The sequence below is a fragment of the Arthrobacter sp. FW306-07-I genome, from assembly GCF_021800405.1.
GTDB lineage: Bacteria > Actinomycetota > Actinomycetes > Actinomycetales > Micrococcaceae > Arthrobacter.
This window is the reverse complement of record NZ_CP084550.1, coordinates 3,332,526-3,358,990: the sequence shown is the minus strand read 5'-3', so window position 1 is coordinate 3,358,990 and position 26,465 is coordinate 3,332,526. Positions and strand designations below refer to the sequence as shown.

Here is a 26,465-nt window from a genome sequence, read left to right as displayed (position 1 = left end):
TACAAACCCTGAAGGACAACCATGAGTGCCATCACTGGCGTAATGCCGGTAGCGCCCACCATTTTCGCCGACAATGAGGAACTGGACCTCGACGGCCAGCGCAGGGTCCTGGATTACCTGGTGGACGGCAAGTCCGACGCCGTCTGCATCCTGGCCAACTACTCGGAGCAGTTCTCGCTGACCGACGAGGAACGCGAGCAGGTGCTCCGGACCACCATGGAGCACCTGGACGGGCGGCTGCCGGTCTGCGTCACCACCAGCCACTTCAGCTCGCGGATCGCCCGGGAGCGCAGCCTTCACGCCCAGGAGCTCGGCGCGGAGATGGTGATGCTCATGCCGCCGTTCTTCGGGGCCACCATGAAAGTGGACGACGACGCCGTGGTGGAGTACTTCAAGCGCGTGGCCGACGGCCTGGAGATCGACATCATGATCCAGGACGCACCGATGAGCACCACCCCGCTGTCCGTGGCCCTCCTGGCACGGATCGCCACGGAGATGCCGAACGTGAACTACGCCAAGATCGAGATGCCCCAGGCCGCGGACAAGCTCCGTGCGCTCGGTGCCGCGGCCGGGCCGTCGCTGCCCGGACTGTTCGACGGCGAGGAAGCCATCACGCTCATCCCGGACCTGGAAGCCGGGGCCGTGGGCACGATGAGCAGCTGCATGGTTCCGGACCAGCTGGGCCGGATCGTGCGGGACTTTCATGCAGGGGAACGGGACAAGGCGATCCACGCCTGGGAAGACCTGCTTCCGTTCATCCACTTCGAGAACCGGCAGTGCGGCCTGCGCGCCACTAAAGTCCTGATGAAGGAGGGCAACATCATTGCCAGCGACAGGACGCGCCATCCGGTGGGGGAGCTGAACCCGCACACCCGGGCGCAGCTGGTGGAGATGGCCAAACGCAAAGACCCGCTGATTCTCCGCTGGGCGTGAGGATCACAGGACGCAGGAAGAGGAAAGGGCGGGCATGCCGCGCATACTAATCACCGACTACGAATTCGAGTCGATCAGCCAGGAGCAGGCCGTGGCGGACGCCAACGGTGTTGAACTTGTTCGGGCCAACTGCAGGACGGAGGACGACGTCCTGGCGGCTGCGGCCGATGTGGACGGGCTCATTGTCCAGTACGCCCCCATCACCGAACGCGTCCTCAAGGGCCTGCCGCGCCTGAAAGCCGTCAGCCGGTACGGAGTAGGCGTGGACACCGTTGACGTCCCAGCCGCAACGGAATGCGGTGTGGTGGTGTCCAACGTGCCCGACTACGGTGTGGAGGACGTCAGCGACCACGCTATTGCCCTCGCCCTGACGCTGGCGCGCGGCATCCCGGACCTGGACAGGGGAGTCCGGGCCGGGGAAACCCGGCTCGACTCGGTCAAGCCAATCCGCCGCTTCTCTTCACAGACCTTCGGCGTGATCGGACTGGGCCTGATCGGGGCGGCCACCGCAGCCAAGGCCAAGGCTCTGGGCTACCGTGCCCTGGGCTACGATCCCCTCCACACCCCGGGGACCACCACCAAGGAAGGCATCGAGGTGGTGACCTTGGAAGAACTGCTGGCCGCGTCCGACGTCGTATCCCTGCACGTGCCGTTGAACAAGCACACCCACCACTTGATCAACGCAGGCACGCTGGGGCAGTTCAAGGCGGGGGCCACCATCATCAACACCTGCCGCGGCGGGGTGATTGACACCGCGGCCCTTGTTGACGCGCTGAAGAACGGAAAACTCCAGGCAGCAGGCCTGGACGTCTTTGAGGAAGAGCCCCTTCCCCTTAACAGTGCGTTGCTGGACCTTGAGCGCGTGGTGCTGACACCGCACACCGCCTGGTATACGGAGGAATCCAGCGATGAGCTGAAGCGGCGCACCGCGGAGAACGTGGTGGATGCAGTCCTGGGCCGCCGGCCGCGCAACATCGTCAACCCCGAGGTCCTCAGCTAGCCACCCCCGGTGCCGCCGGAGCGGGGCCAACAGTAAAGGCAGAAACATGAGCACACCGATTGAACTGATCGCAAACCCGCGGCTTGCCGCGGACATGGGACTGCTGGTCCTGCATCCGGAGGACAACGTTGGCACCGCCCTGGGGACGGTTCCCGCCGGCACTTCCCTTTCCGTTAACGGCGGTGAGTTGCTGTGCGCGGATGAGATTCCCGGCGGACACAAGGTGGCTTTGCGGACCATCGAGGCCGATGAACCGGTCCGGAAGTACGGCCAGATCATCGGTTTCGCGGGGCGCCTGATCAGCAAGGGCGAACATGTGCACGTCCACAACGTGGCATACCGGGAGTTCGACCGGGCCGGCCAGGCGGGCACCGCGCTGCGGGAGACCGATTTCGTGCCCGAGGATCAGCGGGCAACCTTCCAGGGGTACCGGCGGATGAACGGGTCCGTCGGTACCCGGAACTACATCGGCATCCTGACGTCCGTCAACTGTTCCGCGACGGCGGCGAAACTCATCGCCTCCCGGATCGAGAACAGCGGGGTCCTGGACCAGTACCCCAACGTGGACGGCGTGGTGGCCCTGACGCATTCCTCTGGATGCGGCACCGGAGGGGACGGAAACTACGGCTTTGAGGTGCTGCGCCGGACCCTCCACGGGTACGCGAACCACCCCAACTTCGCCAGCATCCTGGTACTGGGGCTGGGCTGCGAAGTCAACCAGATTGCCGGCCTCACCACCGGGTGGTCGCTGAGCCCTGACAAGTCGATTTCCAGCATGACCATCCAGGCGCAGGGCGGCACCAAGGCCACGGTGGCCGAAGGGGTGCGGCGGATCGAGGAACTGCTTCCCGAAATCAACAAGGCACAGAGGACTGCCGTTCCCGCCTCGGAGCTTGTCCTCGCCATGGAGTGCGGAGGCTCGGACGCCTTCTCCGGCGTCACCGCAAACCCGGCGCTGGGCGCAGCCGCGGACCTGCTCATCAGGCACGGCGGCACCGCAGTATTTGGCGAAACCACGGAAATTTACGGCGCCGAGCACCTGCTCACGTCCCGCGCCGAGTCCCAGCACACGGCAGACAAGCTCATGGAACGCATCCGCTGGTGGGAACGGCACGTTACCCAGGACGGATCGTCGATCAACAACAACCCGTCCCCCGGGAACAAAGCCGGCGGACTCACCACCATTCTGGAAAAGTCCCTGGGAGCCGTGGCGAAGGGCGGGACCACCAACCTGGTGGACGTCGTGGAGTACGCCGAACCCATTACCGCCCACGGCCTGGTCTTCATGGACACCCCGGGATACGACCCCGTCAACGCCACCGGCATGGTGGCCGGCGGCGCCCAGGTCCTCGCCTTCACCACCGGCCGGGGCTCCGCCTTCGGCTGCAAGCCCACACCGAGCATCAAGTTGGCCACCAACACCCCGCTGTATGAACGCATGCGGGACGACATCGACGTGAACTGCGGGGCGGTGGCGGACGGGCAGCTGACCATCGAGGAGATGGGGCAGCAGATCTTCGACCTCATCCTGGCCGTGGCCTCGGGCCAGGAAACCAAGAGCGAGGAATTGGGCTACGGGGACAACGAGTTTGTCCCCTGGCAACTGTCCACCGTTCTCTAGGTGCCGCCTACCGCACCGCCGAGTACCAGATCAGCAGCATGGTCACGAAGAACCCTGTGACGCAGTTCAGCCACAGGAACCGTTCCCACCCGCGGTGGGCCTGCTCCGAGAGGCCGCGAGGTGCGGGCACTCACTGCCTGCGCCGCATCCCGGTACGATGTGCTGAGTTGTGTGGCCGGGGCGGGGGTATTTGTGGGCAGGTGGGCAGGCCGTAGGTTCTTTATGGTTGCGGTGCTGGCCGTGCTCATGGTGGCCGCCGCTATCGTCGTCTTTCTGTCCCTGAACCGCGCGGCCCGGGACCCGGCAGCAGGAAACGAAGCGCAGCCCCAGGAGCAGACAGCATCGACGCCGGCGGGGCCGGATGCCGCGATCGCCGCTGCGCCGGACGCGGGGCAAGTAAAGCTGACCTGGCCGCAGGAGCATCCCCTGCGTTTGTTCTTCAGCGGCGACTCACTGACCGCCGGCGAGTTTTCGACCACGGAGGACACCTCGTTCCGGCGGCTGGTCACGGCTGGATTGGGAAAGCGTGGTGCCGTTGAGGAAGTTGGAACGTACAAGTCGGGGTACCGGCTACAGGACGTCGCCTCGGGGTTCGCGGTCCCTCGTGGTGCAGGCCTTGCCGTTGTAGAACTGGGCACCAACGACTTGGTCACGAACACGGACACCGCGGTGTTCGCCCGGCAGTACAAGGATTACCTGAACCGTGTTGCCGCGGCCTCCCCTTACGCCAAGCTCCTGTGCCTGGGCGTGTGGGCGCCGGCAGCTGCTGGCAGAACCGCCGCCCTGGACGCTGCCATCACAGCAGGGTGCCATGCTCATGGCGGCCAGTTCATTTCCCTGAAGGAACTTTTTGGCACGCCGGCCAACAGGGGCCCGGCCGGTGATCCGGTGTGGCTGGGGAGCAGGGACACCTTCCACCCCAACGATGCGGGCCATGCAGCCATCGCCGATGCCGTGCTCCAGCGGATAGCGTCATCCTGATCCCCGCCGTGCTGAAGTGAAGATCGCCGAACTCAGCGGCTTCCCGGACGGCCGGTGGATGGCCTGGCGGCCGGGTGAGGACAGCTTCGAAGACCTTGCGTGACAGCAGCTGGAGGGCTAGGCCCCCTAACGGACCGCGGCGTACCAGATCAGCAGCATGGTCACGAAGAACCCTGTGACGTAGTTCAGCCACAGGAACCGTTCCCACCCGCGGTGGGCCTGCTCCGAGTCCTCGTCCGTGACCGAGGCGAATGGGAGGATGCTCACCGCGTAGGGGAGCGCCAGCAGGGCTGCGAGCGGTCCCGGCCACGGTGTGAACAGCAGCAGCACACCGGCCAGCAGGTAGGCGGCGATTGCGAAGCGCACCGTGGCCTTGGCACCGATCACAGTGGCCACGGATCCGATGCCGCCGGCCCGGTCCGCCACCACGTCCTGCACCGCGCCGAACGCGTGGCTGGCCACGCCCCACAGGAAGAACGCCCCCAGCAGCGCCCACAGCGCCGGCGTGAACTGCGCCTGCGCCAACACCAGCCCGTACACGGCCGGGCTCACGAAGTGCGTGCTGGACGTGGCCGAATCCAGGAACGGCCGCTCCTTGAACCGCAGCCCCGGCGCGCTATAGGCCACCACCGCGAAGATGCTGACCGCCAGCACCAGCCAGGACAGCGGGTTGCCGAGCAGGACCAGCGCCGCCAGGAACGGCACGTTGGTGCCGATCGCCGCCCGGAGCGTGACGGCATGCATGGTCCGGTCCAGCACCGCGCCCTCCACACCGCCCTTGCGCGGGTTCCGGAGGTCCGATTCGTAGTCGAACACGTCATTGATGCCGTACATCGCCAGGTTGTAGGGGATGAGGAAATACAGGGTCCCCACCACCCAGGCCAGGTCGATCTCGCGCGCCGTGAGCAGGTACGCCGCGGCAAACGGGTACGCCGTGTTCACCCAGGACAGCGGGCGGGAGGACAGCAGGAGCATCCGTAAGGTCTTCATGGCCGCCTTCCCGACGTGCCGGCTTTTGAGGTCCGGTCCAGCAGGATCCACAGGCCCGGCAGCAGCAGCACCGCGGCCACCGGGTACGCAAAATCCTCCAGCGGGGCCAGCCCCACCTTCGCCCCGGAAATCATCCCCGGCGCATAGGTGAACAGTCCGAAGGCGATCATCAGGTTGTCGAACACCGCCGTCAGGACCAGGACGACGGCGGCCGCCCCGCCTGCCGCTGCCAGCGCCACTTTCCGCGTCCGGCCCTTGAGCCGGATGGCGGCGGCGGTGCCCACGGCCAGGGCGGCGATGAGGAATACCGCGTTCAGTGCCCAGTAGCTCATGAGCGTTCCTCCACTTTCTCGCCGTGCGCCAGACGTGCCGCGAGGAACCGCCGGAACAGCTGGAACAGGTTCATCACCAGGTAGCAGAGGAACACCAGGAAGATCGGCTCCTCCAGCGGCAGCTCCGGTGCCAGCTCGATCCCGATCGTCTCGTTGTGCCCGCGGAAGAAGATGCCGAGCCCGATCCCGGACAGGTCCCACGCCAGGAAGAACACCAGCCCCGCCGCCAGCACCACGGCCGCGCGCCGGGCGTCCTGCCAGAAGAAGAGCCGCAACCGCTGGTCCAGCAGCACCATGCAGCCCAGCGACACCAAAAGGAACGCCAGGTACGCAACCGCCGTCACGCCGTCGTACCCTTTGAAACTGTTCCCTCTTCAGCAGGTGCCGGTGGCACTGTTCCCTCTTGTGCAGGTGCCGATGGCACTGCTGTGCCTGCCAGACGCAGCGGCGCCGACAGGGGACCGGTGCTGGTGTCGCCGCGGAGCCGCTTGACCACCAGCTCGGCGCTGATCAGGCACATGGGAATGCCGATCCCCGGAATGGTGGACGCCCCCGCGTAGTACAGCCCCTCCACCTTGCGGCTGACGTTGCCGGCCCGGAAGAACGCGCTCTGCTTCAGCGTGTGCGCCGGCCCCAGCGACGTGCCCTTCCACGAGTGGTAGTCGCGCTCAAAATCTGCCGGCCCGTACATCCGCCGCACCACGATGCGCCCGGCCAGGTCCGGGATGCCCGCCCACTCACTGAGCTGCCCGATCACGGCGTCGGCCGCGCGTTCCAGCCGCTCGTCACCGCTGCCGCCCAGCCCCGGATCCGGCGGGATGGGCACCAGCACGAACACGTTCTCGTGCCCGTCCGGCGCCACGTCCGGATCGGTGGCGCTGGGCTTGCATACGTACATCGACGCCGGCTCAGGAATGAACGTGTCCTTACCGAAGATCGCCTTGAAGTTCTCCTCCCAGTCCTTGGTGAAGAGGAGGGTGTGGTGCTGCAGCTGCGGCAGCCCGCCGCGGACGCCCAGGTACAGCAGCAGGGCACTGGGCCCGGCGGTGCGCCGCTGCCAGTACCGCTGCGGGTAGGTCTGGAGGTTCCGGGGGAGCAGCGCGGTTTCGCTGTGATGCAGGTCGGCAGCGGAAATTACGACGTCGGCCGGCAGGCTTTCCTCCGTTCCGTCACCCTTGCGGAAGCGCACCCCGCGCACGGCCGCCGGACGCCGCCGGGAGATGATGGGCGCCGTTTCGATTTCCAGCACCTCCGTGCTGGTCCTGATGGTCACGCCGGCGTTGCGGGCCTGCTTTTCCAGCGCCTCCACCAGCCGCGCGAAGCCGCCCATCGGGTAGTAGACGCCCACCTCCAGGTCCAGGTGGCTCATCAGGTGGTACATGCTGGGCGCGCTGAACGGCGAGGCGCCCAGGAACACCGCCGGGTACTCCAGGATCTGCTGCAGGCGTGGATTGCTGACGTAGCGGCGGGCGTAGCTGTGCAGCGGCTCCAGCAGCAGGCGGGCCAGCCGGGGGAGCCGGGCCAGGATGTCCGGCACCAGCAGCGGGGCGAAGGACTGGAAGGTGGGATACAGGAAGCGGCGCTTGGCCATGGTGTAGGTCTCGGCGGCGGAGTCCAGGTACTTCTCCAGCCGGGGGCCGGCGCCGGGTTCCAGCCGGTCAAACAGCGCCACCACCCGTGCCCGCCCGGCCGGGACGTCCACGGGTTCGGCGGCGCCTTCGGAGATGAGCCGGTAGCCGGGGTCCAGCTTCAGCAGGTCCAGCTGCTCGGCGGCGGAGGTGCCCAGGAGCTGGAAGTAGTGGTCGATGACCTCGGGCATCAGGTACCAGGAGGGCCCGGCGTCGAACCTGAAGCCATCCTCACTGAACGTGTACGCCCGGCCGCCCAGGACGTTCTGTTTCTCCAGGATGGTGACGCGGTGCCCCTCGGTGGCGAGCAGGGCCGCCGTCGCCAGTCCGCTGATGCCGCCGCCGATCACCACCACCGTTTTGCCGGGTCCAGCTGCCCGCCCGGACGGAACTGCTTTCTTCACGGCCGTCACTGCGCCGCCACCCGGGCCGGGCGCGCGGCAACTGGTTCCAGGCCGCGCCTTCCGGTGAGCACGGCGGCGGCGATCTTCAGCTTCACGGGGGTGGGCACGCTGATCCTCGCCCGGATCAGGTCTGGTGCAGGCGTGACCCTGATCCGCTCGGCCAGTTCGGCGAAGAGCTCCTGGGCCAGGGCAACGGCCAGGCGGCAGGATGGTGGCAGGCTGCGCAGCACCGCGCGGGATTCCTGCAGGTCGTGGTCGATGTCCGCCAGGAGCCGGATCTTCTGCGCCTCGTCGAAGTTGGCGGGGCTGACGCCGGGGAAGTAGCTGCGGCCCAGGGAGGTGAAGTCCTCGGCCAGGTCGCGGAGGAAGTTGATCTTCTGGAAGGCCGCGCCCAGGTGCCGGGCGCCGCGCTCCAGCCGCGCCCGTTCCTCCGCGCTGACCGGTTGCCCGTAGAGAAAGCACCTCAGGCACATGAGGCCCACCACTTCCGCGGATCCGTACACGTACTTCCGTGAAGGATTCCGGCGTGTGCTCCGACTGCTCCAGGTCCGCCCGCATCGAGGCAAAGAACGGGCGGGTGAGATCGGTGCCGATGCCGGTACGGCGCGCAGTGTCCGCGAACGCATGGATCACCAGGTTGCTGCTGTAGCCGGTGGCCAGGGCATTCTCGGTTTCCTGCTCGAACGCGTCCAGCTGCCGCCGGCTCTCCTCCGGTGACAGGCCCGCCGCGGAGGTGACGCCGTCGACAATCTCATCCGCCACCCGCACCAGCGCGTACACGGAATCCACCTGGCGGCGGACGGCGTCGTCAAACAACTTGGAGGCGAGGCCGAAGGAACTCGAATAGGAGCGGAGCACCACGCCCGAGGACTTGAGGGCGGCGGCGGTGTAGTCGGCCAGCGCGTCGCGGTCCCGCTTCATGCGCCCATCCGATCGGTGACCAGGCGGGACAGGGGGGAGAGGCCGTCGCGCAGCTCTTGCGGCACGAACGGCTGGACCAGGACATCCAGGGCCCGTTCGGTGAGGTCCGCGGCGAGTTTCAGGGTCTTGTCCCGCGCCCCGGAGGCCACCAGGAGTTCGCGGATCTCGGCGGCATCCCTGGCCGTGAGGTCCTTGGAGAGCAGCTCTCTGATGCGGGTCCACTGGGGTTGCTGCGCCGCGTAGGAGATCAGGGCCGTGCGCTTGCCCTCGCGCAGGTCGCCCCAGCCGGTCTTGCCGGTCCTCGACTCATCCCCGAACGCGCCCACCAGGTCATCAGCCACCTGGTACGCGGTGCCAATGATGCGGCCGAACCCGCCCAGGGCCTCCACCAGTTCCCGGTCCGCGCCGGCCAGGACGGCCCCGGCGCGCAGCGGCGTGTCGAAGGAATACACCGCCGTTTTCAGCTTGGACATCTCCAGGACCTGGTCCACGGTCTGTGGCGTGGGGTCCAGGGGTGCCAGCACATCCAGGAGTTCCCCGGCCGCCGAAGCCATGACGGCCTCGTCAAGGAGGTCGCCCAGCCGCTGCCGGATGGCCGGGTCCGCCTCGACTTCGGCCAGGAACCGGTAGGCGTTGGACAGCGCCAGGTCCCCGGCGATCACCCCGGCGGACAAGCCGGTGTGCTCTGCCCTGTCCGGGCTGCTGCCCTGGTCCGTGGCGAGGCTGCGGTAGGCGCCGGCGAGGTTGGGCATCCCGCGGCGGGTGAAGTCCTGGTCCACCACGTCGTCGTGGATGATCAGGGCAGTGTGCAGCAGCTCGTAGGAAGCGGCCAGCGTGGCTGCCGCCGTCCTGTCGCTGCCGCCCAGCAGGGAGTAGGTGGTCATCACCAGCCGGGGACGGAAGCGCTTGCCACCCACCGTGCAGGCCTCAAGGTGTTCCCACAGGCGAAGGTACTGGGGGTGCAGCGCGCCGGCCCTCATCTTGGCCCGGGCAAAGAAGGATTGCAGAACGTCATTGACCAAGCGGCCGTCATCGGTGTGCGCCAGCGTGGTCCCCGTATCCATAGGTAAAGTAAACACGGGCACCTATGGGAGGGCAATTGAACGGGAAGACAGAGCAGGTGGTCCTGGCCGCCGAAGACGGAACACCCGTTGGCGTCGAGGACAAAGCTGCCGTGCACACCTCCTTCACGCCCCTGCACCTGGCCTTCTCCGCCCACGTGTACGATTCCGATGGCCGCATCCTCCTCACCCGCCGCGCCTTGTCCAAGCTGACCTGGCCCGGAGTCTGGACCAATTCCTTCTGCGGGCACCCCGCTCCGGGAGAGGAACTCGAGGATGCCGTGCGGCGCCGGGGCGAGTACGAGCTCGGCCTGCACCTTTCGGACATTGAACTGCGGGTTCCGGACTTCCGATACCGGGCGGTGGATGCCTCCGGCGTGGTGGAAAACGAGATTTGCCCGGTCTTCACGGCGCGCGCCACGTCGCCGCTGGATCCCCGGGCCGACGAGGTCATGGAGTGGCAGTGGACCGACCCCGCCCTGATCACCGCCGCGGTGGCCGCGACCCCCTGGGCCTTCAGCCCTTGGCTGACCCTCCAGCTGCCGCTGCTCTACCCGGAGCGGTTCGGCGCTTAGGTTCCTTGTGTCACCGTTGTGGTGACGGACGACGGCGGCGCTCGCCGCGGGCTTTCAGCGTCACCTTCCAGCGCTCCCAGGGAGGCAGCTGCCGCCAGTGGATTCCCAGGGTGTGGAAGGCGCGCTTGAACCGCAGGCGTGCATCGGCGCCGCCGGCAAGCGCGCGGGCCGAAATGCCAACCTTCAGCGAGGGATCGTAGGCCGTGCGGCGGGCGGGGTCCAGCGCAAAGCCGAGGTCGACGTCGTCGTGCACGCCCGTGTCCAGCCGGTTCACCCTGGCGCGGGCCTGCTCCCAGTCCGGTCGGCCGAAGGCGCAGTTGGAGCCGAAGGGCGGCCAGTGCCCCATGGCCGCGCCCATCAGGACGAAGTAGGCCTGGATGTAGGCGACCCCCGCGAGTTTGCCGCGGATCCTGCCCGTGCCGTAGAAGACGCCGGGCCCGGTGAGAAGGGCCAGGTCCGGTTCCTGCTCGAAGCGCCGGCAGATGCGTTCCAGCCAGTCCGCCGGCGGGAGGCTGTCCGCGTCGCAGCGGGCGATGATGTCCCCGCGGGCGGCGTCGTAGCCGGCGGAGGCGGCGGCGGCGATCCCCGGCACGTGTTCGTGAAGGACCCGGGCGCCGAACTTTGCTGCGATTTCCGCAGTGTTGTCGATGGAGTCGTTGTCCACCACGATGATTTCCAGCGGAGCCATAGCCTGGGACTGCAGGGCCTGGAGGCAGCGTTCCAGGAAAGGGCCGTCATCCTTGCACGGGATGACCACGGAGAGGGACGGCATTCCCTGATGCTAGCCTGCTTCGCTGTCCTTCCGCCCGGTCGCGGGCCTGGCTGATTTTCGACGGGCATGTCCGTCCGCGATGCGGTTCCCCGTTTTCGACTCGCACACTCCTTTGCGCTCCCCAAATGTGGGTCGCGGGAAGGAACCTGCGCGGCGGAATCTCATTCGCGCGTCGAAATCCGCCTGTCCGGTCCACCTAGGATGGTCCCCATGAAGGCTGCCCGAGACGCGGAGTCCGTTGCCCTGGTGATCAACGCCGGTGCGCGCCTGGCCGCGGCCGGGGCGGAGCCGGTGGTGGAGAAGCTGCGGCAGGCCGGCCTGCCGATCTCCGCCGTGCACCTCGTCCGGTCCGGTGGCGATCTGGCTTCGACACTCGAGGCTGTGTCCTCGAAGGGTCATGACCTGGTGGTCGTCGGCGGCGGCGACGGCACCGTGTCCTTCGCTGCCGGGCGGTTCGCCGGAACTGGAACGGTGCTGGGGGTCCTACCCTTGGGGACAGCCAACGACCTTGCCCGCACCCTCGAAATTCCGGCCAACCTTGAGGCGGCGTGTGCTGCGCTCGCCGACGGGAAAGTGGTGGACATCGACCTGGGGCGGGCCAACGGCGAGCCCTTTCTCAACGTGGCGTCGGTTGGCCTGTCCGTGGGGGTGACCGAAAGCCTGAGCCCGCGGCTGAAGCGGAGGCTGGGGCCGCTGGCCTATGGCGTTGCCGCGGTGCGCGCGTATGCCCGGCACAAGCCCTTCCGTGCCCGGCTCGAGTTCCCGGAAGGCGACCACGAACCGCTGGAGCTGGAAAACATGCTGCAGGTGGCGGTGGGCAACGGCCGGCATTACGGAGGCGGCAATGCGGTCTCGCCCACCGCCGGCATCGACGATCACACCCTGGATATCTATGCCATCCCGGGGGCGCCGCTCCGGGAGCACGTGCGGATCGCCCGCCTGCTCAAGGACGGCAGCTTCGTGGAGCGCGACGGCGTGTACCACTTCACCACGACGCGGGTCCGGCTGGTCACGGAGCCGCCAATGCCGGTGAACCTCGACGGCGAGATCGCCACAGTCACGCCCGCGGACTTCACCATCGACCGCAACGCCGTGCATGTCGTGGTGCCGCAATACAGCACCGCGGCGAGACTGGACTCGTAGGGGAGCCCTCCGCGGCCGCTTGCCCTGCCATTTTCGAGGCGCAATTCCCTCCGCGACACGGTTCCCCATTTTCGAGGCGCAGATTCCTTTTCGCTCCCCCAATTTGGGCCGCGAAAAGGAATCTGCGAGTCGACATCCCATTCGCGAGTCGAAATCCAAGGTGCGTGCCGTCGTCGTACTTCTTTGAGGGATGTGGGGGCCGACGGCTTTTTTCGGATCGACGCTGATCCGTTGCCTCCGCCGTCGGCCCCTGGCCTGTGTGGAATGGGGGTGGTTGCCTGGCGGCGCCGCTTCTTAGCGCCGCCAGGCTCTGAGACCATCGGTTTTATCCGATGCAGGCGCGGGTTGACTGGGCCCAGTTCCCAGGTGCATCAAGGTTGCGTCCCCGTCCTTCACGCACCACTTTGAAGGGAATGCCTCAAGGACCTGTTTGCTTTCGATCAAGATTGCATCAAGGTCGGCGAAATTTCGTGCCGGCAGACGTTGAGGGCGTTCCCAACACAACGGAAGCGCTGCAGATCTGGCAAGAGACCTGCAGCGCTTCCGTTGTTTTGTGCCGTTTTCTACCGTGCGGTGTAGTCCTCGGCTGCCTTGCGCAGGCGGCTGTGGGCGCCGCCATATGCTTGGGCGCCCTGGAGCGTCCACTTGGGCAGCTTGGCCACCATCGTGTAGTTGGGATCGCATACGTTGGCCGCCGGGGCCAGGCCCATCTGGCTGACCAGCTGGTAGGAGTCCAGCAGGTCCATTCCGGTCAGGTCCGAGGTCCAGGCGATGAGGTCCTTCTGGCTAGTCCGGTACGCATCCTCAAGCGGGCGGGTGGAACCGGTGCTCATGATGAAGTCGTCGTTCTCCAGGCGGGGCCAGGCGGCGGCACCCTCCTTGATCAGGTCCACGGCGATCACCGAGTTCATGGCGGATTCCAGGCCGGTGCCGCAGACTTCGCCCTCGCCCTGGCGGGCGTGGCCGTCACCGAGGGAGAGCATGGCCCCGGCCACGTTGACCGGCAGGTACAGCGTGGTCCCGGTGCGGGCTTCCGGGGTGTCCATGTTCCCGCCGTGCGTGGACGGCGTCATGACCAGCCGGACTTCGCCGCCGGCAGGGGCCACACCCACGGTGCCGTGCATGGGATCCAGCGGCAACTGAAGCCGGAAGTCGGAGTTCCGCGCCTTGAACGAGGCGGTCCAGTTCTCCAGGTCGATGTCGTAGAACCAGACGCGTTCCTCCAGCGACTCGTTGAGCGTGGCCGTCTCGCGCGTTCCCGTCAGGGCGCCGAACTGCGGAAGCACGCAGGACACCGCGTACTTTCGGGCCGGCACGATGGAGACGAAATGGACGGCCAGCATGTCGCCGGGTTCCGCGCCCGCCACCTCGATCGGCCCCGAGACAGGATTCATCTCGTTGAAGGGCACCACTTCGCTGGGCAGCTGGTCAGGGGAGGTGACCCGGCCGCCGAAGCAGTCCTCGGTGCTGACCTCCACAATGTCGCCGGGCTTGATGCTGATCATCGGCTCCCGGCCGCCGAACACGTACGAGTATTCGCCTGGCTGGGGCGCGAGTTTGTGGACAACCATCTTTACTGAACCTCCGCTGCTTCAGGTTCCCCTGCCGCCGTCGTAATTGGTACTTCCTTCTTACCCATGCGCCCGGTCTTGAACAGGACGACGGCGACGGCGATCCCCACGATAGTATTTTGGTCCTCGCGCCCGGAAGATCTCGGGAAGTTCGGGCAGCACCAGGGCTCTCCTCGACTCGCTTCTCCATCTTCGCGGCGCACCTTCCTTTGCGCACCCCAAATGCGGGCTGCGAGAAGGAATCTGCGCAGCGGAATCGCATTGGCGCGTCGAAAGCGCAGGTGCGGGCCGCCGTCGTACTTTTGTCCTGCCTGTGACCGGGGAATCTGGTGCCGGTTAGTACCTGACGGTGCTTAGGTGTTGGGGGCCGCAGCCTTCTTGGCCAGCGCTTCCGCCATTTTCTGGACCTTGGTGCCGTAGCCGCCGTTGACTGCGGTGTCCTTGATCTTGTTCGCCTGCGCATCCAGATCAGCGGGGGCGGCGTTCTTAAGTGCCGTCAGATCCGTCTGGAGATTTGCGGGGAGCTTGGCGAACAGTTTCGGGTGGCCGATGAGCTGGCTGGCCACCTGCTGGAGCCCGGCGCCCGGGTTGCCCGAGCTGAACGCGGTGCGCAGCTCCTGGCGAAGCCCGGCCAGGCTGGTGGCGGCCTTCTCCGCCGCGTCGGCGCGCTTCTGGATTTCGGTGCCGTACCCGCCGGACAGGGCAGTGGTCTTGATCTTGTAGGCGTCCTTCACCCGGTCGGCCGCGGGGGCGTCCTTGAGGGTGGTCACGTCCGCCTGGAGGGCGGCGGGGAGCTTTGCGAAAAGCTGGGGGTGGTTCACCAAGGCGGTGGCGGCCTTTGCCGCACGGTCGCCGGCGGACTGCGGGCTGTCCGCCTTCAGGCTGAGGAAGGCCTCCAGGCCTCCCGAGCCCTTTGGCGTGTGAGCCTTGGCGGCCGCAGCGGGGGAGGCTGTTGACGTGAGGGTTGACGTGGGGGAGGCGGACGCAGCACCGACGCCTGCGGCGGCCATGGCACCCGCGGCGAGGACTGCCGCCGCCCCGACTCCGATGCGGGATTTCATTGACGGAATTGATGGCTTCACCACGTTGTGTCCTTCCGAATTTGCGCATGCGTGCCGAACCAGTGACCGGGCACGGGTTCACTGTAGGAGCCAAGGCTGGGGAAAAGCTGAAAACGCCGTGGTTCTTGTCCGGTCCTTACCTCTGTCTGGGGTGCGGATTATGCTCGGACAATGGCGCATGATTCTCTGGCGAGACCCGTTACCCCCGGCAAACAGGGGCTTTGGCAGCGGCGCATGTGGATGTGGATCGCCGCCGCCGGACTGGACGTGTACATTCTGGGTTTCGTCATCGGGCTGCAGCCGGCGGGTCCTCTCTGCGGCAGCCCGTTGGCCCCGAACAGCCGGGCAGCTGAACTGCTGGACCAGCAGCAGGGCGGCGGCGGGGCGGCCGCTGCCTGCTACCGCAGCATTGATGCCGATTCCGTGCCCGTGTGGATCCTCCTGGCGTTGGGAATCGCTCTTGTTATCGCCGGGGTTGCGGCGCGGATCGTCATCATCCGGCGTTCCGCTGCCTGAACCGGCCCTTAAACGAGCTGGAACGGCGCCGCACGTACGCCATGTTGGGGCATCTGCAAGGATGGGCTGGTGGCTCACCCGGGCGCGCTGAACCTGCCGAAAGGTCCACCATGGACATCGTTGAAGTGATTTTGAATGACCACCACGAGCAGCGGCGGCGGTTCGCCCTGCTCGACGAAATGCATGAGTGCGAAACTTCAGACCTGGAACCCGTGTGGAATCAGCTCCGCATCCTGCTGGAAGTACATGCCAAGGCAGAAGAGGAACTGTTCTACCCGGCCTTGATGGAACTGGGGACAGGGGCAGGCGGAAAGGACTCCGCCGGGGACGAAACCACCGACGCGATCCACGACCACAATGAAATCCGGGACGCCATCCGTGATGTCTCCGACCACCGGGCAGGGGCACCGGAGTGGTGGGAGGCGCTGTCAAAGCTCAATGAAGCCAACGGCGACCATATGGCAGAGGAAGAACGCGAAGGTTTGACCGACTTCCGGCAGCACGCTTCCCTGGAACTGCGCCACCGGCTTGGACTGTCATTCAGCATTTTCGAGTCAGCCCACGCCGGCGGCATCGAACCCCGGGACATCGATCCCGACGAGTACGTCCACGAGCACGAATAGGGCCGGCCGCGTCCGCCCGCAGTCCGGTCAAAACCGGTCACCCCGCAGCTGTTCGGCTTCAGGGTGACCGGTTCCCGCCTTCCAGGCGTTGACCCAACTTTGGTACCGCTTACTGTTCCTGGTCGGAATTTTGGAGCCGGCGCCTGACGAAGATGCCGGTCACCACCAGCGCGAGGACCAGGACACCGGCAATGCCGCCCACCAGGGCCCACGGCACCTGGCCGACCGCGGTGCCTGCCTGGGCGGGCGCCGCCGTCGTGGGCGCGTCACTGCTCGCGCCGGAACTGCCCCCACTGCCTGCGGTACCGGCCGCGGCAGTGCCCGCCGTGCCCGCACTGTTCGCGGTGAAGCTGAAGGTTCCCTCGATGGGGTGCCCGTCCGAGGAAACCACCCGCCACACCACCGTGTACTTGCCGGCGGGCGCTCCTGCTTTGACCGCCTGGGTGACGTGGTTGTCCACGATCTCCACCGCCCCGTCTGCCTGGTCCGTGCCCGTGGAGTCCTCAACCCGCACGATCGAATTGATGGCGATGGGGGTGCGGTCAAAGGTCAGGCCGATTTTGGCCGGGACGCTCTGGATTGTGGCGCCGTTGGCGGGATCGCTGGATTCGAGGGCGTCGTGGGCCTGGGCCGCAGCCGAGGGTAGTACCAGGAACGCAGCTGTGGCGAGGGTGAGAAGGAGCCGCGCAGGCCAGCCCCGGCCCTTATTTTGCGCTTTCACGGACCGCCCCTTTCGTGCGCCGCCCGGCGAGGGCAACCGCCAGGGCGGTGGCACCGAGGACCAGCCCGGCAGCGCCCAGGACGATTCCCCAGACGGAAGCGGCATCGTTGGACGCGGGGGAGACCTGGGCCGCTGGTTCCGCAGCCGGCCCTCCGGCCGCGGCAGCCGCCGTCGTGCCGTCCTCGGCGGTGGTGGTGAAGGACGGGGCCGGATGTTTGGGCTCGGGCTGTCCCTCGGTCTGTTCCTGGTCCCAGTTCACTACGGAGCCGTCCGTGTAGGACTGCGCCGTCTTCAACGTCACCGTGGTCCCCGCTGCCGGGAGCCTTCCCACGGACAGGGAGAACGACTGGTACTGGTTCTGGCCCAACTGGTGCGCCTCATCCGCAGTCCACACTACGGAGCTCGGCGCCTTGGTCACCGTGGTGCCAGCCACTGTGACGGGCTTGGGCAGGTCGCTGGTGATGACCTGCGCGCTCCAGCCCTCCACCGGCTTGACCGACACGGAGGTGAAGGGGGTGTCTGCAGGCAGCTTCACCTCGAGCTTGCTGGTCTTCGCGGTGGGGGATTCGTTGGGCACATTGAACGTCAGGTGCGAGTAGCCGTTGGCGCCGGTATCGTCAGGGTCCACGCTGACGTGGGCGGATGCGGCGGTGGCGCCTGCGGCGATGATTCCCGCTGCTGCGGTCGCGGCGGTCAGGGTTTTCAGGGTATGGCGAAGTGTCGTTTTCATTGCGTGCTTTCAGGAAAAGGGCGTGCTGGCGGGACCCGGCGCGGCAATTGCCCGGGTCAGGATGTGAGGTGCCGCTCAGGGAGCGGTGGGAACCAGCGGCGGCCCACGCCGGGCCGGCAGCCTGAGGTTTCGCCAGCGGGAAAGAACGACGACGGCGGGCCGCGCCGGTTGGAGCGGCCAGTCAGGGATGACCACCGGCGTGATGATCCGGATGATGGGGCGCAGCCACGCGGCGAGTGCCCAGACGGCTGCCTCGCCCCGTGCCAGCACCACAGCCGTGGCCAGTGTTGCCGCGGCGTGCAGGACCAGCATCAGTGTGTTCGGAACGGCGTAGTCCGGGGTGAATGCCGATGCGGGCAATACGGATCCGGGGCCGTGGAGGTGGCCGACAGCAACGTGCTGGAAGCCTGCGGGCGTGGACAGGGCGTTGAAGGCCTCATGAAGGATCAACTGGCTGGCCACCAGGAGCCCGGCCATGGCGGGCGCGGCCACTTTGAACCTGGCCAGGATCATGACCGGCGCCAGCACCAGCGCCACAAGCCCCAAGAAGATTACGGGGTGGGGCAGCGCACCGCCCGCCATGACGTGTGCGCCGGCAGCCAAGGCGACCATCGCCGTCGTAACAGCCATGGCGCGGGGGAAGCGCAACGGGGCACTCATGCCATACGCCACCCTTCCAGCTCGATCTTGCCGGTATCCACTCTAGGCAAGGGCCCGAGGTGCCCGTTAATCGGGGCGCCTCTTCACCGAAACGGCCCCGCTGGCCGTGACGCAAACTGTGCTCCCGGTGCACCGTTCAGGAGCGCCCCAGACTTGAAGAGTAGGGTGAGGGCCGGTTGCGACCACTGCAGGAATACGATGCCGAGAACCGGAGACACGCATGCCCAAGGGAGTTTCTTTCCAATCCACGTCAGACTCGCCCGGGCGCCGGAACCCGTTGCGCATCGCCGGGATCACGCTGGGCTGGTTCGCGGGCTTCCTTGCAGTCAGTGCCCTTTGCGGGGCCCTTGTTGCCGGCCTGATGATGCCGGCGGCAGCCGTCACGGAAACGGCGTTAGCGGGCGGATCTGCTGCCCTGACCACCAACCTCCCCAACGACGTTTTCTCCGCGCCTCCGGCACAGATGACGCGTGTGCTTGCAGCGGACGGGTCCCAGATCGCCACCCTTTTCAACGAGAACCGGACGCGGATTTCCCTTGACCAGATGTCGCCCAACATCAAGAACGCGATCGTGGCAATCGAGGACTACCGGTTCTATCAGCACGGCGGCATTGATCCCGAAGGCATCTTCCGGGCCCTGGCCGTGGACGCCGCCGGCGGGCACCAGGGCGCATCAACCCTGACCCAGCAGTACGTCACCAACATGCTCAACGAAAACCTGATCGCCCAGGGCAAGGACGCCCAGGTGGTGCTCAACGGGCAGAAGGGCGTGAACCAGAAGATCCAGGAGATGAAGCTCGCCATCGGCCTCGAGGAGAAGTACTCGAAGGACCAGATCCTGGCCGGGTACCTGAACGTGGTGGGTTTCAATAGCAACGCATACGGCATCCAGGCCGCCAGCCAGTACTTCTTCTCCATTGACGCCAAGGACCTCACCCTGCCCCAGGCGGCACTGCTCGCCGGCCTGGTCAATGGTCCTTCGCTCTACGACCCCACCCTCCACCCCGAGGCCGCCAAGTCGCGGCGCGACCTGGTGCTGGATGCGATGCTGGAACACGGCTACATCAAGCAGCAGCAACACGACGACGCCGTGAACACTCCCATCCAGCTCAAGCTCAACCCGCCCAAACAGGGCTGCGCGTATGCTCCCCAGGCGCAATACTTCTGCGACTACGTCATCCACCAGATTGAGAATGACCCGGCGTACGGCGCCACGGTGGACGACCGTGACCAGAAGATCATGGCCGGCGGCCTGACCATCAAGACCACCCTGGATCCCCGACTGCAGGGACCGGCCCAGGCGCAGGTGGACGCCACTGCCGGCGCCAACCCGGACAAGTGGGGCGCCTCGCTGGTAACCATCGAACCGGGCACCGGAAAAGTCCTGTCCATGGCGCAGAATTCACGGAAGCTGCCCGGGCAAGGCGCGGGGTTCGTCTCTGACTACAACTTCAACGTGGACGGCAGCGACGCGGCCGGGAACAGCCTGGGTGGTGTGGGCGGAATGCAGCCCGGCTCCACTATGAAGCCGGTGACCCTGGCGGCCTGGCTTGGCGAGGGTAAATCGACAAACCAGATCGTCGACGCCTCCAAGCGGCGCTACGGCATCTACTACCCCTGGAAGACAACCTGCCACCCCGTGCAGGGCTGGTTCGACAGCACGGTGCCGCAGTCTTCGGACCTGCAGAACGATGAGCCCAACTGGTACCGGCCCATGACGGTCCGCGAGGGCATCTACCAGTCGATCAACACAGCCACGTTTGCCTCGCTGGCCGGGCTCAATGACTTCTGCGACGTCCAGCGCGCCGCGGATGCCATCGGCCTGCACCTGGGCAGCGGAAAAGACGAAAAGATCGATCTCTCAACCCTGGGGAACATCCTGGGCAGCCAAAATGTGGCACCCTTGACCATGGCGAACGCCTTCGCGACCTTTGCGGCCAACGGCACCTACTGCACTCCCATCTCCATCACGGAAGTGGACGACGCCCAGGGCAAGAAGATCGGCGGACAAACGTCCTCGTGCCAGGCTGGGGCGCTGAAGCCGGATGTTGCGAAGGCCGTCACCAACGTTCTCCAGGACGTCCTCACCAAAGGTTCCGGTTTGCTGATTCCGCAGAAACTCGGGGTGCCGGATGCTGCCAAGACCGGCACGAATGAATGGAACAACCAGACCTGGGTGGTGGGCTACACGAAAGGTCTGGCGACGGCATCCTTCTTCGGCGATCCGTTCAATGGCGGCCCGGGCCGGCTGGGCCGCAACATCACTGTCAACGGCAAGTTCTATCCCGCGGTGGACGGAGCATTTATCGCCGGGCCGCAATGGGCGCAGTACATGCAGGGCGTAGTGGGCCTCTACGATCACGGAAACTTCGACTCGCCGCCACAGGACCTCATCAGCGACCCCGCGGGACAACGGACCAAAAGCAACTGATCCGGGACGTTTGGGCCCCTGGGGATCGCCGCAGGGTTCGGAAGGGACCACCAATGGAAAAGGCGCAGTCGGGAACAACCGTGCTCGACAGGACCTTCCGCATCTCCCTGCTCCTCAAAGGGTTGGACGGAGTCCTGGAACTGATCGGCGGCATTCTCCTTTTGCTGGTCACGCCGGCGCAGATCGGCGAGGTGGCCCGGTTCCTCACCCAGCATGAACTTGCCCAGGATCCCCGGGACTTCGTGGCCAACAGCGTGCTGCACATGACCGCCAACCTTTCGGGGTCGGCGTCGTTGTTTGGCGCTGCCTACCTCCTTCTGCACGGCGTGGTGAAAATCGTCCTGGTGTGGGCCGTCCTGAAGGAAAAGCTGTGGGCCTACCCCTGGATGATCGCCTTCCTGCTGGTCTTCATCGCCTACCAGCTGTACCGGATCTCCGTGTCTTTCTCGTGGGGCATGGTGCTCCTCACGGCATTCGACATCTTCATCGTGTGGATTACCTGGCGTGAGTACCGGCTCCGGCGGGCGCAGGGCCGGGCGCCTGAGGATGATGCGGCAAGGTCCCGGTCCTCGCACTGACAGCGTGTCCTTTCATTTAGGGCACGCCTGCCTGGAACGGGGCTCCTAGGTTGCCTCGGAATCAAAAGGGGCTGCCTGCCCGGGAATCACCTTTTGCTGCCGCGGCGAAGACCCCGTTTCCGCGCGCTCGTTCCCGTCCGGGCTCCGGGGGAGGTCAGCAGGTTCATCCAGGAGTGCCTCGCGGATAATCCGGCGGGGATCGTACTGGCGTGGATCCAGCCGCTTCCAGTCAATGTCATCGAACTCGGGCCCGAGTTCCTGGCGGAGCTGTTCCTGGGCCCCGGAAGCCATGCGGCGCAGCTCCCGGATAAGGCGGCCAAACTTGGCGGCGTATTCGGGTAATTTGTCCGGGCCAAGCACCAGGGCCCCGATGATGAGGAGGACGAAAAGCTTTTCGGCGTCGATACCGAACATCCCCTCATTTTACTGCCGTCCCGGCCGCAGGAGTGTGGGAAGCACTCGCCTTGGAGTCCCCACAGGGCCGGTGGATTCCTGCGGTCAGGCCATCGTGGCCACGGCGAATAGTCCGGCCACTCCAACCAGGTAAAGGATCAGGACCACCAGCGAGTCGGCTCCCATGCCCAGGCGTTTCTTTTTCGGCCGGAAGAGGAGGCCCAGCAGGTAGGCCAGGGTCAGCAGGATGGCCAGGGCGGTGAGGTAGATGTCCGTGGCCTGGGCCTGCGGCAGCACGGGCTTGCCGGTGATGAGGACTGCCACCAGGAACAGCACGGGCAGGAAAGCGTTGCCGCCAAAAATGTCGCTGAAAGCCAGTTTGTAGTCGCCCTGTTTCACCGATGCCAGCCCGGTGGAAATTTCGGGCAGGGAAGTGGCCAGGGCCAGGAAAGTCGCACCGAAGAGGACGCCCGAAAGCCCGATGTGCCGGGCGATCGCGTCCCCGCTGCGCTCCAGCACCACGCCTGCGCCCAGGGTTGCCAACGCAGCGACTGCGAAGATCAGGGCAGACTTGCCCGTGCTGATGTGCCGGTTCTTGTCGTTGGCCTTCTTCTTGGAATGGCCTTGAGGCTGGTCCTGACCACCGGGGGCGTCACCTTGCTCGTGCCAGGGAAGGCCCTTCTGGGAACGGTGGACGAGGATTAGCCCGACAATCCAAATCACGGCGATCAGCACCGCGGCCGGGGTCAGGCGAAGGGCCACGAGTGAGTTCGGCATCTGGCTGCCGGCAATCACCACGCCCAGGACTGCGATGACGGTGACGGCTTCAATGACCAGGGTCAGGGACGCTGCCTTGTAGCTGAGGGGATCGGTGCCCCTGGTTCCAAACACATCGAGGATGACCAGCACGACGGTCTGGATGGCGATACCGCCCAGGATGTTTCCAACGGCCACCCCGATGTTGTTGGAAGCGGCCGCGCTGACAGTGATGGCGATTTCCGGCAGATTCGTGGCAATGGCAAGAAGGATCAGGCCGCCCAGCGCCGAGCCCAGATGCAGCCGGTCATCGAGAACATCCGTCTGTTTGGAGAGATGGATTCCCGCCACCCAGATCACCGCCGCGGCACCGGCGAAAATCAGTAACAGAACTGCCAGGGGCAGCGATTCCATGCCTCTCCCTTCCCGGGCGGCGCCCTACCGTCCAGGAAATCAGATACCCAGCGAAGGGGCCGGGAACTGAATCTGCGGCTGGGAATAGGCTGGGAATCGCCGCTTCCCGCACGACGAGGCCACATCGCCGCAGGTCAGCAGCCTCCTGTTTAGCCCTAGCAAGGCCCCCGGGTTTCTAGGCAAAACTACTAATCATGCTTACTATTGTGGGGCGCGAGCTGTCCGCTGGGGGCAGAGCACCCGCGCTGCACCGGAGGTTTTTCAAGTATGGACAACGAAATGCGTCCCCTTACCGATGAAGAACTGATGTCGGAGCAGGCCACCGCCCTGCCGGACAAGGAAGTGGCGTCCGTCCTGGACCTGAATGCGGACCTGGACTTGGGCATCAACGCAGCGGCACCCATCGACCTGGCCGTCGCCGCCAACGCCAACGTGGCAGCACCCATCGACGCCGCCGCCTCGGCCAACATCCTCTCCTACGGCTCGGACGCGCAGGCCCTCTCGAGCCAGGACGCCACCATTGACCAGGGCATCACCGCCGACGCCAATGCCGACTCCACCCAGGACAGCGTGATCGGCCAGGGTGACGGCACCACTGATACGGGCACCACCGACGCCGGCACCGCGGACGCTACCGCTGGCACGGTCACGGATCCCACCAGCACCGGCGGGCTCACGGACACCGTCGGCGGCGCCCTGAACGGCAACCTGCTGAACGTCGACGTGAACCTGGACGCCGACGCCGCCATCGCCGCTCCCATCAACGGCGCCGTGGCCGCCAACGCCAACGTTGCCGCCCCCATCGACGCCGCAGTGGCCGCCAACATCGGCTCCATCGACAGCCGGGCCTACGCCATCTCGGACCAGAGCGCCACCATCTCGCAGCACATCGACGGCGAGGCCAACGCCACCGCGGGCCAGCAGTCCGACCTGCAGCAGTAAGCAAACATGACCCAAATCCACGGCGGGCCGCCTCCTGAGGCGGGCCCGCCGTCGTCACGCGTTTCTGTTGCCCCGGATCCGTCGGGCCAAATTCCGTCAGGCCAGAGTACGACGGCGGCTGCCCACCTTCCTGCCCGGGCCGACGGCGTCCAGCTCCTGGGCACCGCAGAGGGGTCCGGCTACTGTGAACCGCCCGCCCTGGTGCGGCGCGCCGACGGCCAGACCCTCCAGCTGACCCGGCTCCTGTACCTGGTCCTGGAGGCCGCCGACGGCACGAACGACCTTGACGGCATCGCCCGGCACGTCAGCGAAGCTTCGGGCCGGCTGGTCAGCGCGGACAATGTCCGGACGCTGATGGACAAGCAGCTGCTGCCGCTGGGCCTGCTGCGGCTGGCCGACGGCAGCCAGCCCGAGGTCAAAAAGTCCAACCCGCTGCTGGGCCTGCGCTTCCGCTACATCGTGTCCGACCCCGAGCGCACCCGCAGGATCACGGCACCGTTCGCAGTGCTGTTCAACCCGCTGATCGTGGTGGCCGTGACGGCGGCGTTCCTTGCAGCTTGCTGGTGGGTGCTCATGGTCAAGGGCCTCGGATCGGCCACCCATGAGGCCTTTGAGCAGCCCGCCCTCCTGCTGTTGATCCTCGCCGTCACCATCCTGTCGGCCGGCTTCCACGAGTTCGGCCACGCCGCCGCCACCCGCAAGGGCGGAGCCACACCCGGGGCCATGGGCGCCGGGCTCTACCTGCTCTGGCCGGCGTTCTTCACGGACGTCACCGATTCCTACCGCTTGGGCCGGGGCGGCAGGATCCGCACCGACCTGGGCGGCCTGTACTTCAACGCCATCGTGGCCGTCGCCATCATGGGACTTTGGTGGGCCACCGGCTTCGACGCGCTCCTGCTGGTGGTTGTCACGCAGATCCTGCAGATGGTCCGCCAGCTCATCCCGCTGGTCAAGTACGACGGCTACCACATCCTGGCAGACGCCACCGGCGTGCCCGACCTGTTCCAGCGCATCAAGCCCACCCTCCTGGGAATCCTTCCTTGGCGCTGGGGAAACCCGGAAAGCAAGGTACTCAAGCCCTGGGCGCGCACGGTGGTCACCGTCTGGGTCCTGGTGACCGTACCGGTGCTGCTGTTCAGCATGGTGATGATGGTGCTGTCCCTGCCGCGGCTGTTGGCCACTGGGTGGGCCAGCGCGGGCAAGCAGCAGGAAGCGCTGGCGGCATCACTCGCCACCGGCGATCCCGTGGGCGCGGCCGTGCGCGCCCTCGCCATTGTCGTGGTGGCGGTCCCGGTGCTGGGCGTGCTGTACATCGTGGTGCGGCTGCTGCGGCAGCTGGTGACCGGGCTGTGGCAGAAGACCCGCGGCAAAGCCGTGCAGCGGACGGCCGCCATGGCCGCCGTGGCCGCCTTGTTGGCAGGGCTCGCCTGGGCATGGTGGCCCGACGGCGGGACGTACCGTCCGGTGCAGGCATACGAACGCGGGACGTTGGGTGATGCAACGCGGGCCGTCCTGCCCAAGCCTGCGCGTGCGGGCGTGGCGTTGCGGGAGGGTGCTTCCGGTCAGACTGTTGCGCTGTGGCCGGCGGGTGCTGTGAAGCCCACGCGGGACAAGCCCCAGTTGAGCATGGTGCTGGTGCCGGTGGCGGAGCCTGGCGCCGCCTCTCCCGGGGGTGATGCTCCCTCTGCTGCCGCTTCGGCTGCCGCCCCGTCCTGGGTGTTCCCGTTCGACAGGCCGGCCGCCCCGGCCGCCGACGGAAACCAGGCGCTCGCCGTCAACACCACCGACGGCTCGGTGAAGTACAGCGTGGCCTTCGCCCTGGTGTGGGCAGACGACGGGGAGCCGGTCACCACCACCAATGAGGCTTACGCCTTTGCCAACTGCTCGGGCTGCGCGGCCGTGGCGGTGGGGTTCCAGGTGGTCCTGATCGTGGGGCAGACGAATGTGATTGTCCCGGAGAACCTTTCGGCGGCGGCCAACTACAACTGCCTGGACTGCCTGACGTATGCCCTGGCCAGCCAGCTGGTCTTGACGCTTGACAAGCCCCTGGACGGAGACAGCAGACAGCAGCTTGAGGCCTTGTGGGCGCAGATCGCTGAGTACGGAAGGAACATCCAGAACGTCCCGCTCTCCGAGATCCAGGCCACGCTGAATGGGTACAAGGAGCAGATTACGGCCATCGTCAAGGGAGCTTCGGTTTCCGGGGGAACTTCTGTGGCGACGTCCCCTGCTGCGGTCAGCCCCAGCAGTGGTCCAACCCCTGCCCCTACCTCAACCCTTGCCCAGGATGGTCCGTCCGCCACTGCCGATGCACCTGCCCCGGCAGCGACTCAGGTGGCCACCGCACCGGCGGGCCAATACATGGAAAGCGGGCAGCCGACGTCGTCCGTTGACTACGCAACGCCGGCACCAACTGTGGATTACGGGGGAGGAGAGACGCCGGCGCCGGCGCCTACGTCCAGCGCAGGGTAGGGGAGGGGGCACCCCGACCATGCCCCACCGACGATCCCGCCATTGGGATGGGTAGGCCGCCGGGGCGAATGGGGTGCAGCCAACCCTTATGCGAGGTTCGCCGCGCGAGTATGTTGACTGCTGCCGGAGCGTCCTGCCCGGCAGCAGTTCATTTTTGGGGCATGGGCTGGGAACCCCAGACGCGCCGCCCGTGTGTCCGGCGGTTGCCCTTTTAGTCGCCCTTGCTATCCAAGGAG

27 protein-coding genes and 1 pseudogene are annotated in these 26,465 nt (G+C 66.5%); 12 read left to right on the top strand and 16 right to left on the bottom strand.

What is annotated here, in order from left to right; all coding sequences use genetic code 11:
- Window positions 1-21: 21 nt before the first annotated feature.
- Genes LFT46_RS15570 through LFT46_RS15560 form a run of 3 tightly spaced genes read left to right on the top strand, consistent with a single transcriptional unit; the run spans window position 22 to window position 3,554 of the window.
- A complete protein-coding gene (locus LFT46_RS15570) occupies window positions 22-933 on the top strand; it encodes a dihydrodipicolinate synthase family protein (RefSeq protein WP_236820286.1) in 912 nt (303 codons plus the stop codon).
- A gap of 34 nt (window positions 934-967) precedes the next feature.
- On the top strand, window positions 968-1,933 hold the full coding sequence (locus tag LFT46_RS15565; protein ID WP_236820285.1) for a C-terminal binding protein: 966 nt from the start codon (window positions 968-970) through the stop codon (window positions 1,931-1,933).
- A gap of 46 nt (window positions 1,934-1,979) precedes the next feature.
- The gene (locus tag LFT46_RS15560) at window positions 1,980-3,554 is read left to right on the top strand and encodes a UxaA family hydrolase (RefSeq protein WP_236820284.1); all 1,575 of its coding nucleotides are present in this window, start codon (window positions 1,980-1,982) and stop codon (window positions 3,552-3,554) included.
- Window positions 3,555-3,561: 7 nt separating this feature from the next.
- Here the strand turns inward: LFT46_RS15560 and LFT46_RS15555 are convergent, their stop codons facing one another.
- A complete protein-coding gene (locus tag LFT46_RS15555) occupies window positions 3,562-3,684 on the bottom strand; it encodes a hypothetical protein (protein WP_373992617.1) in 123 nt (40 codons plus the stop codon).
- A 92-nt stretch (window positions 3,685-3,776) separates the two neighbouring features.
- Here LFT46_RS15555 and LFT46_RS15550 point away from each other — a divergent pair, with 92 nt between their 5' ends.
- Complete coding sequence (locus LFT46_RS15550; RefSeq protein ID WP_236820283.1) at window positions 3,777-4,535, top strand: SGNH/GDSL hydrolase family protein; 759 nt, start codon at window positions 3,777-3,779, stop codon at window positions 4,533-4,535.
- Window positions 4,536-4,661: 126 nt separating this feature from the next.
- Here LFT46_RS15550 and LFT46_RS15545 read toward each other — a convergent pair whose 3' ends face one another.
- From LFT46_RS15545 to LFT46_RS15520, 7 genes and pseudogenes are all read right to left on the bottom strand, one after another.
- Window positions 4,662-5,525 (bottom strand): prenyltransferase, encoded by an 864-nt coding sequence (locus LFT46_RS15545; RefSeq protein WP_236799309.1) that lies wholly within the window; start codon window positions 5,523-5,525, stop codon window positions 4,662-4,664.
- On the bottom strand, window positions 5,522-5,857 hold the full coding sequence (locus LFT46_RS15540; RefSeq protein ID WP_236820282.1) for a lycopene cyclase domain-containing protein: 336 nt from the start codon (window positions 5,855-5,857) through the stop codon (window positions 5,522-5,524). Before LFT46_RS15540 ends, LFT46_RS15545 begins: the two co-directional genes overlap by 4 nt.
- Window positions 5,854-6,201, bottom strand: a complete 348-nt coding sequence (locus LFT46_RS15535) for a lycopene cyclase domain-containing protein (RefSeq protein WP_373992615.1) — start codon at window positions 6,199-6,201, stop codon at window positions 5,854-5,856. The genes LFT46_RS15540 and LFT46_RS15535 overlap by 4 nt, the downstream gene beginning before the upstream one ends.
- A complete protein-coding gene (crtI, locus tag LFT46_RS15530; RefSeq protein WP_236820281.1) occupies window positions 6,198-7,889 on the bottom strand; it encodes a phytoene desaturase family protein in 1,692 nt (563 codons plus the stop codon). Before crtI ends, LFT46_RS15535 begins: the two co-directional genes overlap by 4 nt.
- 5 nt (window positions 7,890-7,894) lie before the next feature.
- Complete coding sequence (locus tag LFT46_RS21185; RefSeq protein ID WP_272910841.1) at window positions 7,895-8,392, bottom strand: phytoene/squalene synthase family protein; 498 nt, start codon at window positions 8,390-8,392, stop codon at window positions 7,895-7,897.
- Window positions 8,393-8,462: 70 nt separating this feature from the next.
- Window positions 8,463-8,810: pseudogene (locus LFT46_RS21180) on the bottom strand (squalene/phytoene synthase family protein); the annotation flags it as partial.
- A complete protein-coding gene (locus LFT46_RS15520) occupies window positions 8,807-9,874 on the bottom strand; it encodes a polyprenyl synthetase family protein (RefSeq protein ID WP_236820280.1) in 1,068 nt (355 codons plus the stop codon). The gene LFT46_RS15520 and the pseudogene LFT46_RS21180, both read right to left, overlap by 4 nt.
- 35 nt (window positions 9,875-9,909) lie before the next feature.
- Here LFT46_RS15520 and idi point away from each other — a divergent pair, with 35 nt between their 5' ends.
- Window positions 9,910-10,446: an isopentenyl-diphosphate Delta-isomerase gene (gene idi / locus LFT46_RS15515; protein WP_236820279.1), complete on the top strand. Its 537-nt coding sequence runs from the start codon at window positions 9,910-9,912 to the stop codon at window positions 10,444-10,446.
- A gap of 10 nt (window positions 10,447-10,456) precedes the next feature.
- Here idi and LFT46_RS15510 read toward each other — a convergent pair whose 3' ends face one another.
- Window positions 10,457-11,218, bottom strand: coding sequence for a glycosyltransferase family 2 protein (locus tag LFT46_RS15510; RefSeq protein ID WP_236820278.1), 762 nt, complete (start codon window positions 11,216-11,218; stop codon window positions 10,457-10,459).
- Between the two features lie 210 nt (window positions 11,219-11,428).
- Here LFT46_RS15510 and LFT46_RS15505 point away from each other — a divergent pair, with 210 nt between their 5' ends.
- A complete protein-coding gene (locus tag LFT46_RS15505) occupies window positions 11,429-12,361 on the top strand; it encodes a lipid kinase (protein ID WP_236820277.1) in 933 nt (310 codons plus the stop codon).
- 563 nt (window positions 12,362-12,924) lie between these two features.
- Here the strand turns inward: LFT46_RS15505 and LFT46_RS15500 are convergent.
- Window positions 12,925-13,932 (bottom strand): acetamidase/formamidase family protein, encoded by a 1,008-nt coding sequence (locus tag LFT46_RS15500; protein ID WP_236820276.1) that lies wholly within the window; start codon window positions 13,930-13,932, stop codon window positions 12,925-12,927.
- 353 nt (window positions 13,933-14,285) lie between these two features.
- Entirely contained in the window at window positions 14,286-14,993 is a 708-nt protein-coding gene (locus LFT46_RS15495) for a hypothetical protein (protein WP_236820275.1), read from the bottom strand.
- Window positions 14,994-15,164: 171 nt separating this feature from the next.
- On the opposite strand from LFT46_RS15495, the gene LFT46_RS15490 reads away from it, so the two are divergent.
- Complete coding sequence (locus LFT46_RS15490; protein WP_236799297.1) at window positions 15,165-15,509, top strand: hypothetical protein; 345 nt, start codon at window positions 15,165-15,167, stop codon at window positions 15,507-15,509.
- A 110-nt stretch (window positions 15,510-15,619) separates the two neighbouring features.
- The gene (locus tag LFT46_RS15485; RefSeq protein ID WP_236820274.1) at window positions 15,620-16,132 is read left to right on the top strand and encodes a hemerythrin domain-containing protein; all 513 of its coding nucleotides are present in this window, start codon (window positions 15,620-15,622) and stop codon (window positions 16,130-16,132) included.
- A 109-nt stretch (window positions 16,133-16,241) separates the two neighbouring features.
- Here LFT46_RS15485 and LFT46_RS15480 read toward each other — a convergent pair whose 3' ends face one another.
- The 3 genes from LFT46_RS15480 to LFT46_RS15470 form a co-directional block, all read right to left on the bottom strand.
- A complete protein-coding gene (locus tag LFT46_RS15480) occupies window positions 16,242-16,853 on the bottom strand; it encodes a copper resistance CopC family protein (RefSeq protein WP_236820273.1) in 612 nt (203 codons plus the stop codon).
- Complete coding sequence (locus LFT46_RS15475; protein WP_236820272.1) at window positions 16,837-17,583, bottom strand: YcnI family copper-binding membrane protein; 747 nt, start codon at window positions 17,581-17,583, stop codon at window positions 16,837-16,839. Before LFT46_RS15475 ends, LFT46_RS15480 begins: the two co-directional genes overlap by 17 nt.
- A 75-nt stretch (window positions 17,584-17,658) precedes the next feature.
- Entirely contained in the window at window positions 17,659-18,243 is a 585-nt protein-coding gene (locus LFT46_RS15470; protein WP_236820271.1) for a hypothetical protein, read from the bottom strand.
- 220 nt (window positions 18,244-18,463) lie between these two features.
- On the opposite strand from LFT46_RS15470, the gene LFT46_RS15465 reads away from it, so the two are divergent.
- Together LFT46_RS15465 and LFT46_RS15460 are read left to right on the top strand one after the other, a co-directional pair.
- A complete protein-coding gene (locus LFT46_RS15465) occupies window positions 18,464-20,674 on the top strand; it encodes a transglycosylase domain-containing protein (RefSeq protein ID WP_236820270.1) in 2,211 nt (736 codons plus the stop codon).
- 53 nt (window positions 20,675-20,727) lie between these two features.
- Window positions 20,728-21,252 carry a DUF2127 domain-containing protein gene (locus LFT46_RS15460; protein WP_236820269.1) on the top strand — a complete coding sequence of 175 codons (525 nt, stop codon included), beginning with the start codon at window positions 20,728-20,730 and terminating at the stop codon, window positions 21,250-21,252.
- 45 nt (window positions 21,253-21,297) lie between these two features.
- Here LFT46_RS15460 and LFT46_RS15455 read toward each other — a convergent pair whose 3' ends face one another.
- Both LFT46_RS15455 and LFT46_RS15450 read right to left on the bottom strand, forming a co-directional pair.
- Window positions 21,298-21,666, bottom strand: coding sequence for a sec-independent translocase (locus tag LFT46_RS15455; RefSeq protein WP_236820268.1), 369 nt, complete (start codon window positions 21,664-21,666; stop codon window positions 21,298-21,300).
- A gap of 84 nt (window positions 21,667-21,750) precedes the next feature.
- The gene (locus LFT46_RS15450; RefSeq protein WP_236820267.1) at window positions 21,751-22,815 is read right to left on the bottom strand and encodes a sodium:calcium antiporter; all 1,065 of its coding nucleotides are present in this window, start codon (window positions 22,813-22,815) and stop codon (window positions 21,751-21,753) included.
- Window positions 22,816-23,082: 267 nt separating this feature from the next.
- On the opposite strand from LFT46_RS15450, the gene LFT46_RS15445 reads away from it, so the two are divergent.
- Together LFT46_RS15445 and LFT46_RS15440 are read left to right on the top strand one after the other, a co-directional pair.
- Window positions 23,083-23,757 (top strand): peptidoglycan-binding protein, encoded by a 675-nt coding sequence (locus tag LFT46_RS15445; protein WP_236799284.1) that lies wholly within the window; start codon window positions 23,083-23,085, stop codon window positions 23,755-23,757.
- A 6-nt stretch (window positions 23,758-23,763) separates the two neighbouring features.
- Window positions 23,764-26,229 (top strand): hypothetical protein, encoded by a 2,466-nt coding sequence (locus LFT46_RS15440; RefSeq protein ID WP_236820266.1) that lies wholly within the window; start codon window positions 23,764-23,766, stop codon window positions 26,227-26,229.
- The last annotated feature ends 236 nt before the right edge of the window (window positions 26,230-26,465 follow it).

Excerpts from the sequence above, each read along its gene's own strand:
- LFT46_RS15570 (WP_236820286.1), top strand. The coding sequence starts at position 22 with ATGAGTGCCATCACTGGCGTAATGCCGGTAGCGCCCACCATTTTCGCC.
- LFT46_RS15565 (WP_236820285.1), top strand. The coding sequence starts at position 968 with ATGCCGCGCATACTAATCACCGACTACGAATTCGAGTCGATCAGCCAG.
- LFT46_RS15560 (WP_236820284.1), top strand. The coding sequence starts at position 1,980 with ATGAGCACACCGATTGAACTGATCGCAAACCCGCGGCTTGCCGCGGAC.
- LFT46_RS15550 (WP_236820283.1), top strand. The coding sequence starts at position 3,777 with ATGGTTGCGGTGCTGGCCGTGCTCATGGTGGCCGCCGCTATCGTCGTC.
- LFT46_RS15545 (WP_236799309.1), bottom strand. The coding sequence starts at position 5,525 with ATGAAGACCTTACGGATGCTCCTGCTGTCCTCCCGCCCGCTGTCCTGG.
- LFT46_RS15540 (WP_236820282.1), bottom strand. The coding sequence starts at position 5,857 with ATGAGCTACTGGGCACTGAACGCGGTATTCCTCATCGCCGCCCTGGCC.
- LFT46_RS15520 (WP_236820280.1), bottom strand. The coding sequence starts at position 9,874 with ATGGATACGGGGACCACGCTGGCGCACACCGATGACGGCCGCTTGGTC.
- LFT46_RS15510 (WP_236820278.1), bottom strand. The coding sequence starts at position 11,218 with ATGCCGTCCCTCTCCGTGGTCATCCCGTGCAAGGATGACGGCCCTTTC.
- LFT46_RS15505 (WP_236820277.1), top strand. The coding sequence starts at position 11,429 with ATGAAGGCTGCCCGAGACGCGGAGTCCGTTGCCCTGGTGATCAACGCC.
- LFT46_RS15500 (WP_236820276.1), bottom strand. The coding sequence starts at position 13,932 with ATGGTTGTCCACAAACTCGCGCCCCAGCCAGGCGAATACTCGTACGTG.
- LFT46_RS15495 (WP_236820275.1), bottom strand. The coding sequence starts at position 14,993 with ATGAAATCCCGCATCGGAGTCGGGGCGGCGGCAGTCCTCGCCGCGGGT.
- LFT46_RS15490 (WP_236799297.1), top strand. The coding sequence starts at position 15,165 with ATGGCGCATGATTCTCTGGCGAGACCCGTTACCCCCGGCAAACAGGGG.
- LFT46_RS15485 (WP_236820274.1), top strand. The coding sequence starts at position 15,620 with ATGGACATCGTTGAAGTGATTTTGAATGACCACCACGAGCAGCGGCGG.
- LFT46_RS15475 (WP_236820272.1), bottom strand. The coding sequence starts at position 17,583 with ATGAAAACGACACTTCGCCATACCCTGAAAACCCTGACCGCCGCGACC.
- LFT46_RS15470 (WP_236820271.1), bottom strand. The coding sequence starts at position 18,243 with ATGAGTGCCCCGTTGCGCTTCCCCCGCGCCATGGCTGTTACGACGGCG.
- LFT46_RS15465 (WP_236820270.1), top strand. The coding sequence starts at position 18,464 with ATGCCCAAGGGAGTTTCTTTCCAATCCACGTCAGACTCGCCCGGGCGC.
- LFT46_RS15460 (WP_236820269.1), top strand. The coding sequence starts at position 20,728 with ATGGAAAAGGCGCAGTCGGGAACAACCGTGCTCGACAGGACCTTCCGC.
- LFT46_RS15455 (WP_236820268.1), bottom strand. The coding sequence starts at position 21,666 with ATGTTCGGTATCGACGCCGAAAAGCTTTTCGTCCTCCTCATCATCGGG.
- LFT46_RS15450 (WP_236820267.1), bottom strand. The coding sequence starts at position 22,815 with ATGGAATCGCTGCCCCTGGCAGTTCTGTTACTGATTTTCGCCGGTGCC.
- LFT46_RS15445 (WP_236799284.1), top strand. The coding sequence starts at position 23,083 with ATGGACAACGAAATGCGTCCCCTTACCGATGAAGAACTGATGTCGGAG.
- LFT46_RS15440 (WP_236820266.1), top strand. The coding sequence starts at position 23,764 with ATGACCCAAATCCACGGCGGGCCGCCTCCTGAGGCGGGCCCGCCGTCG.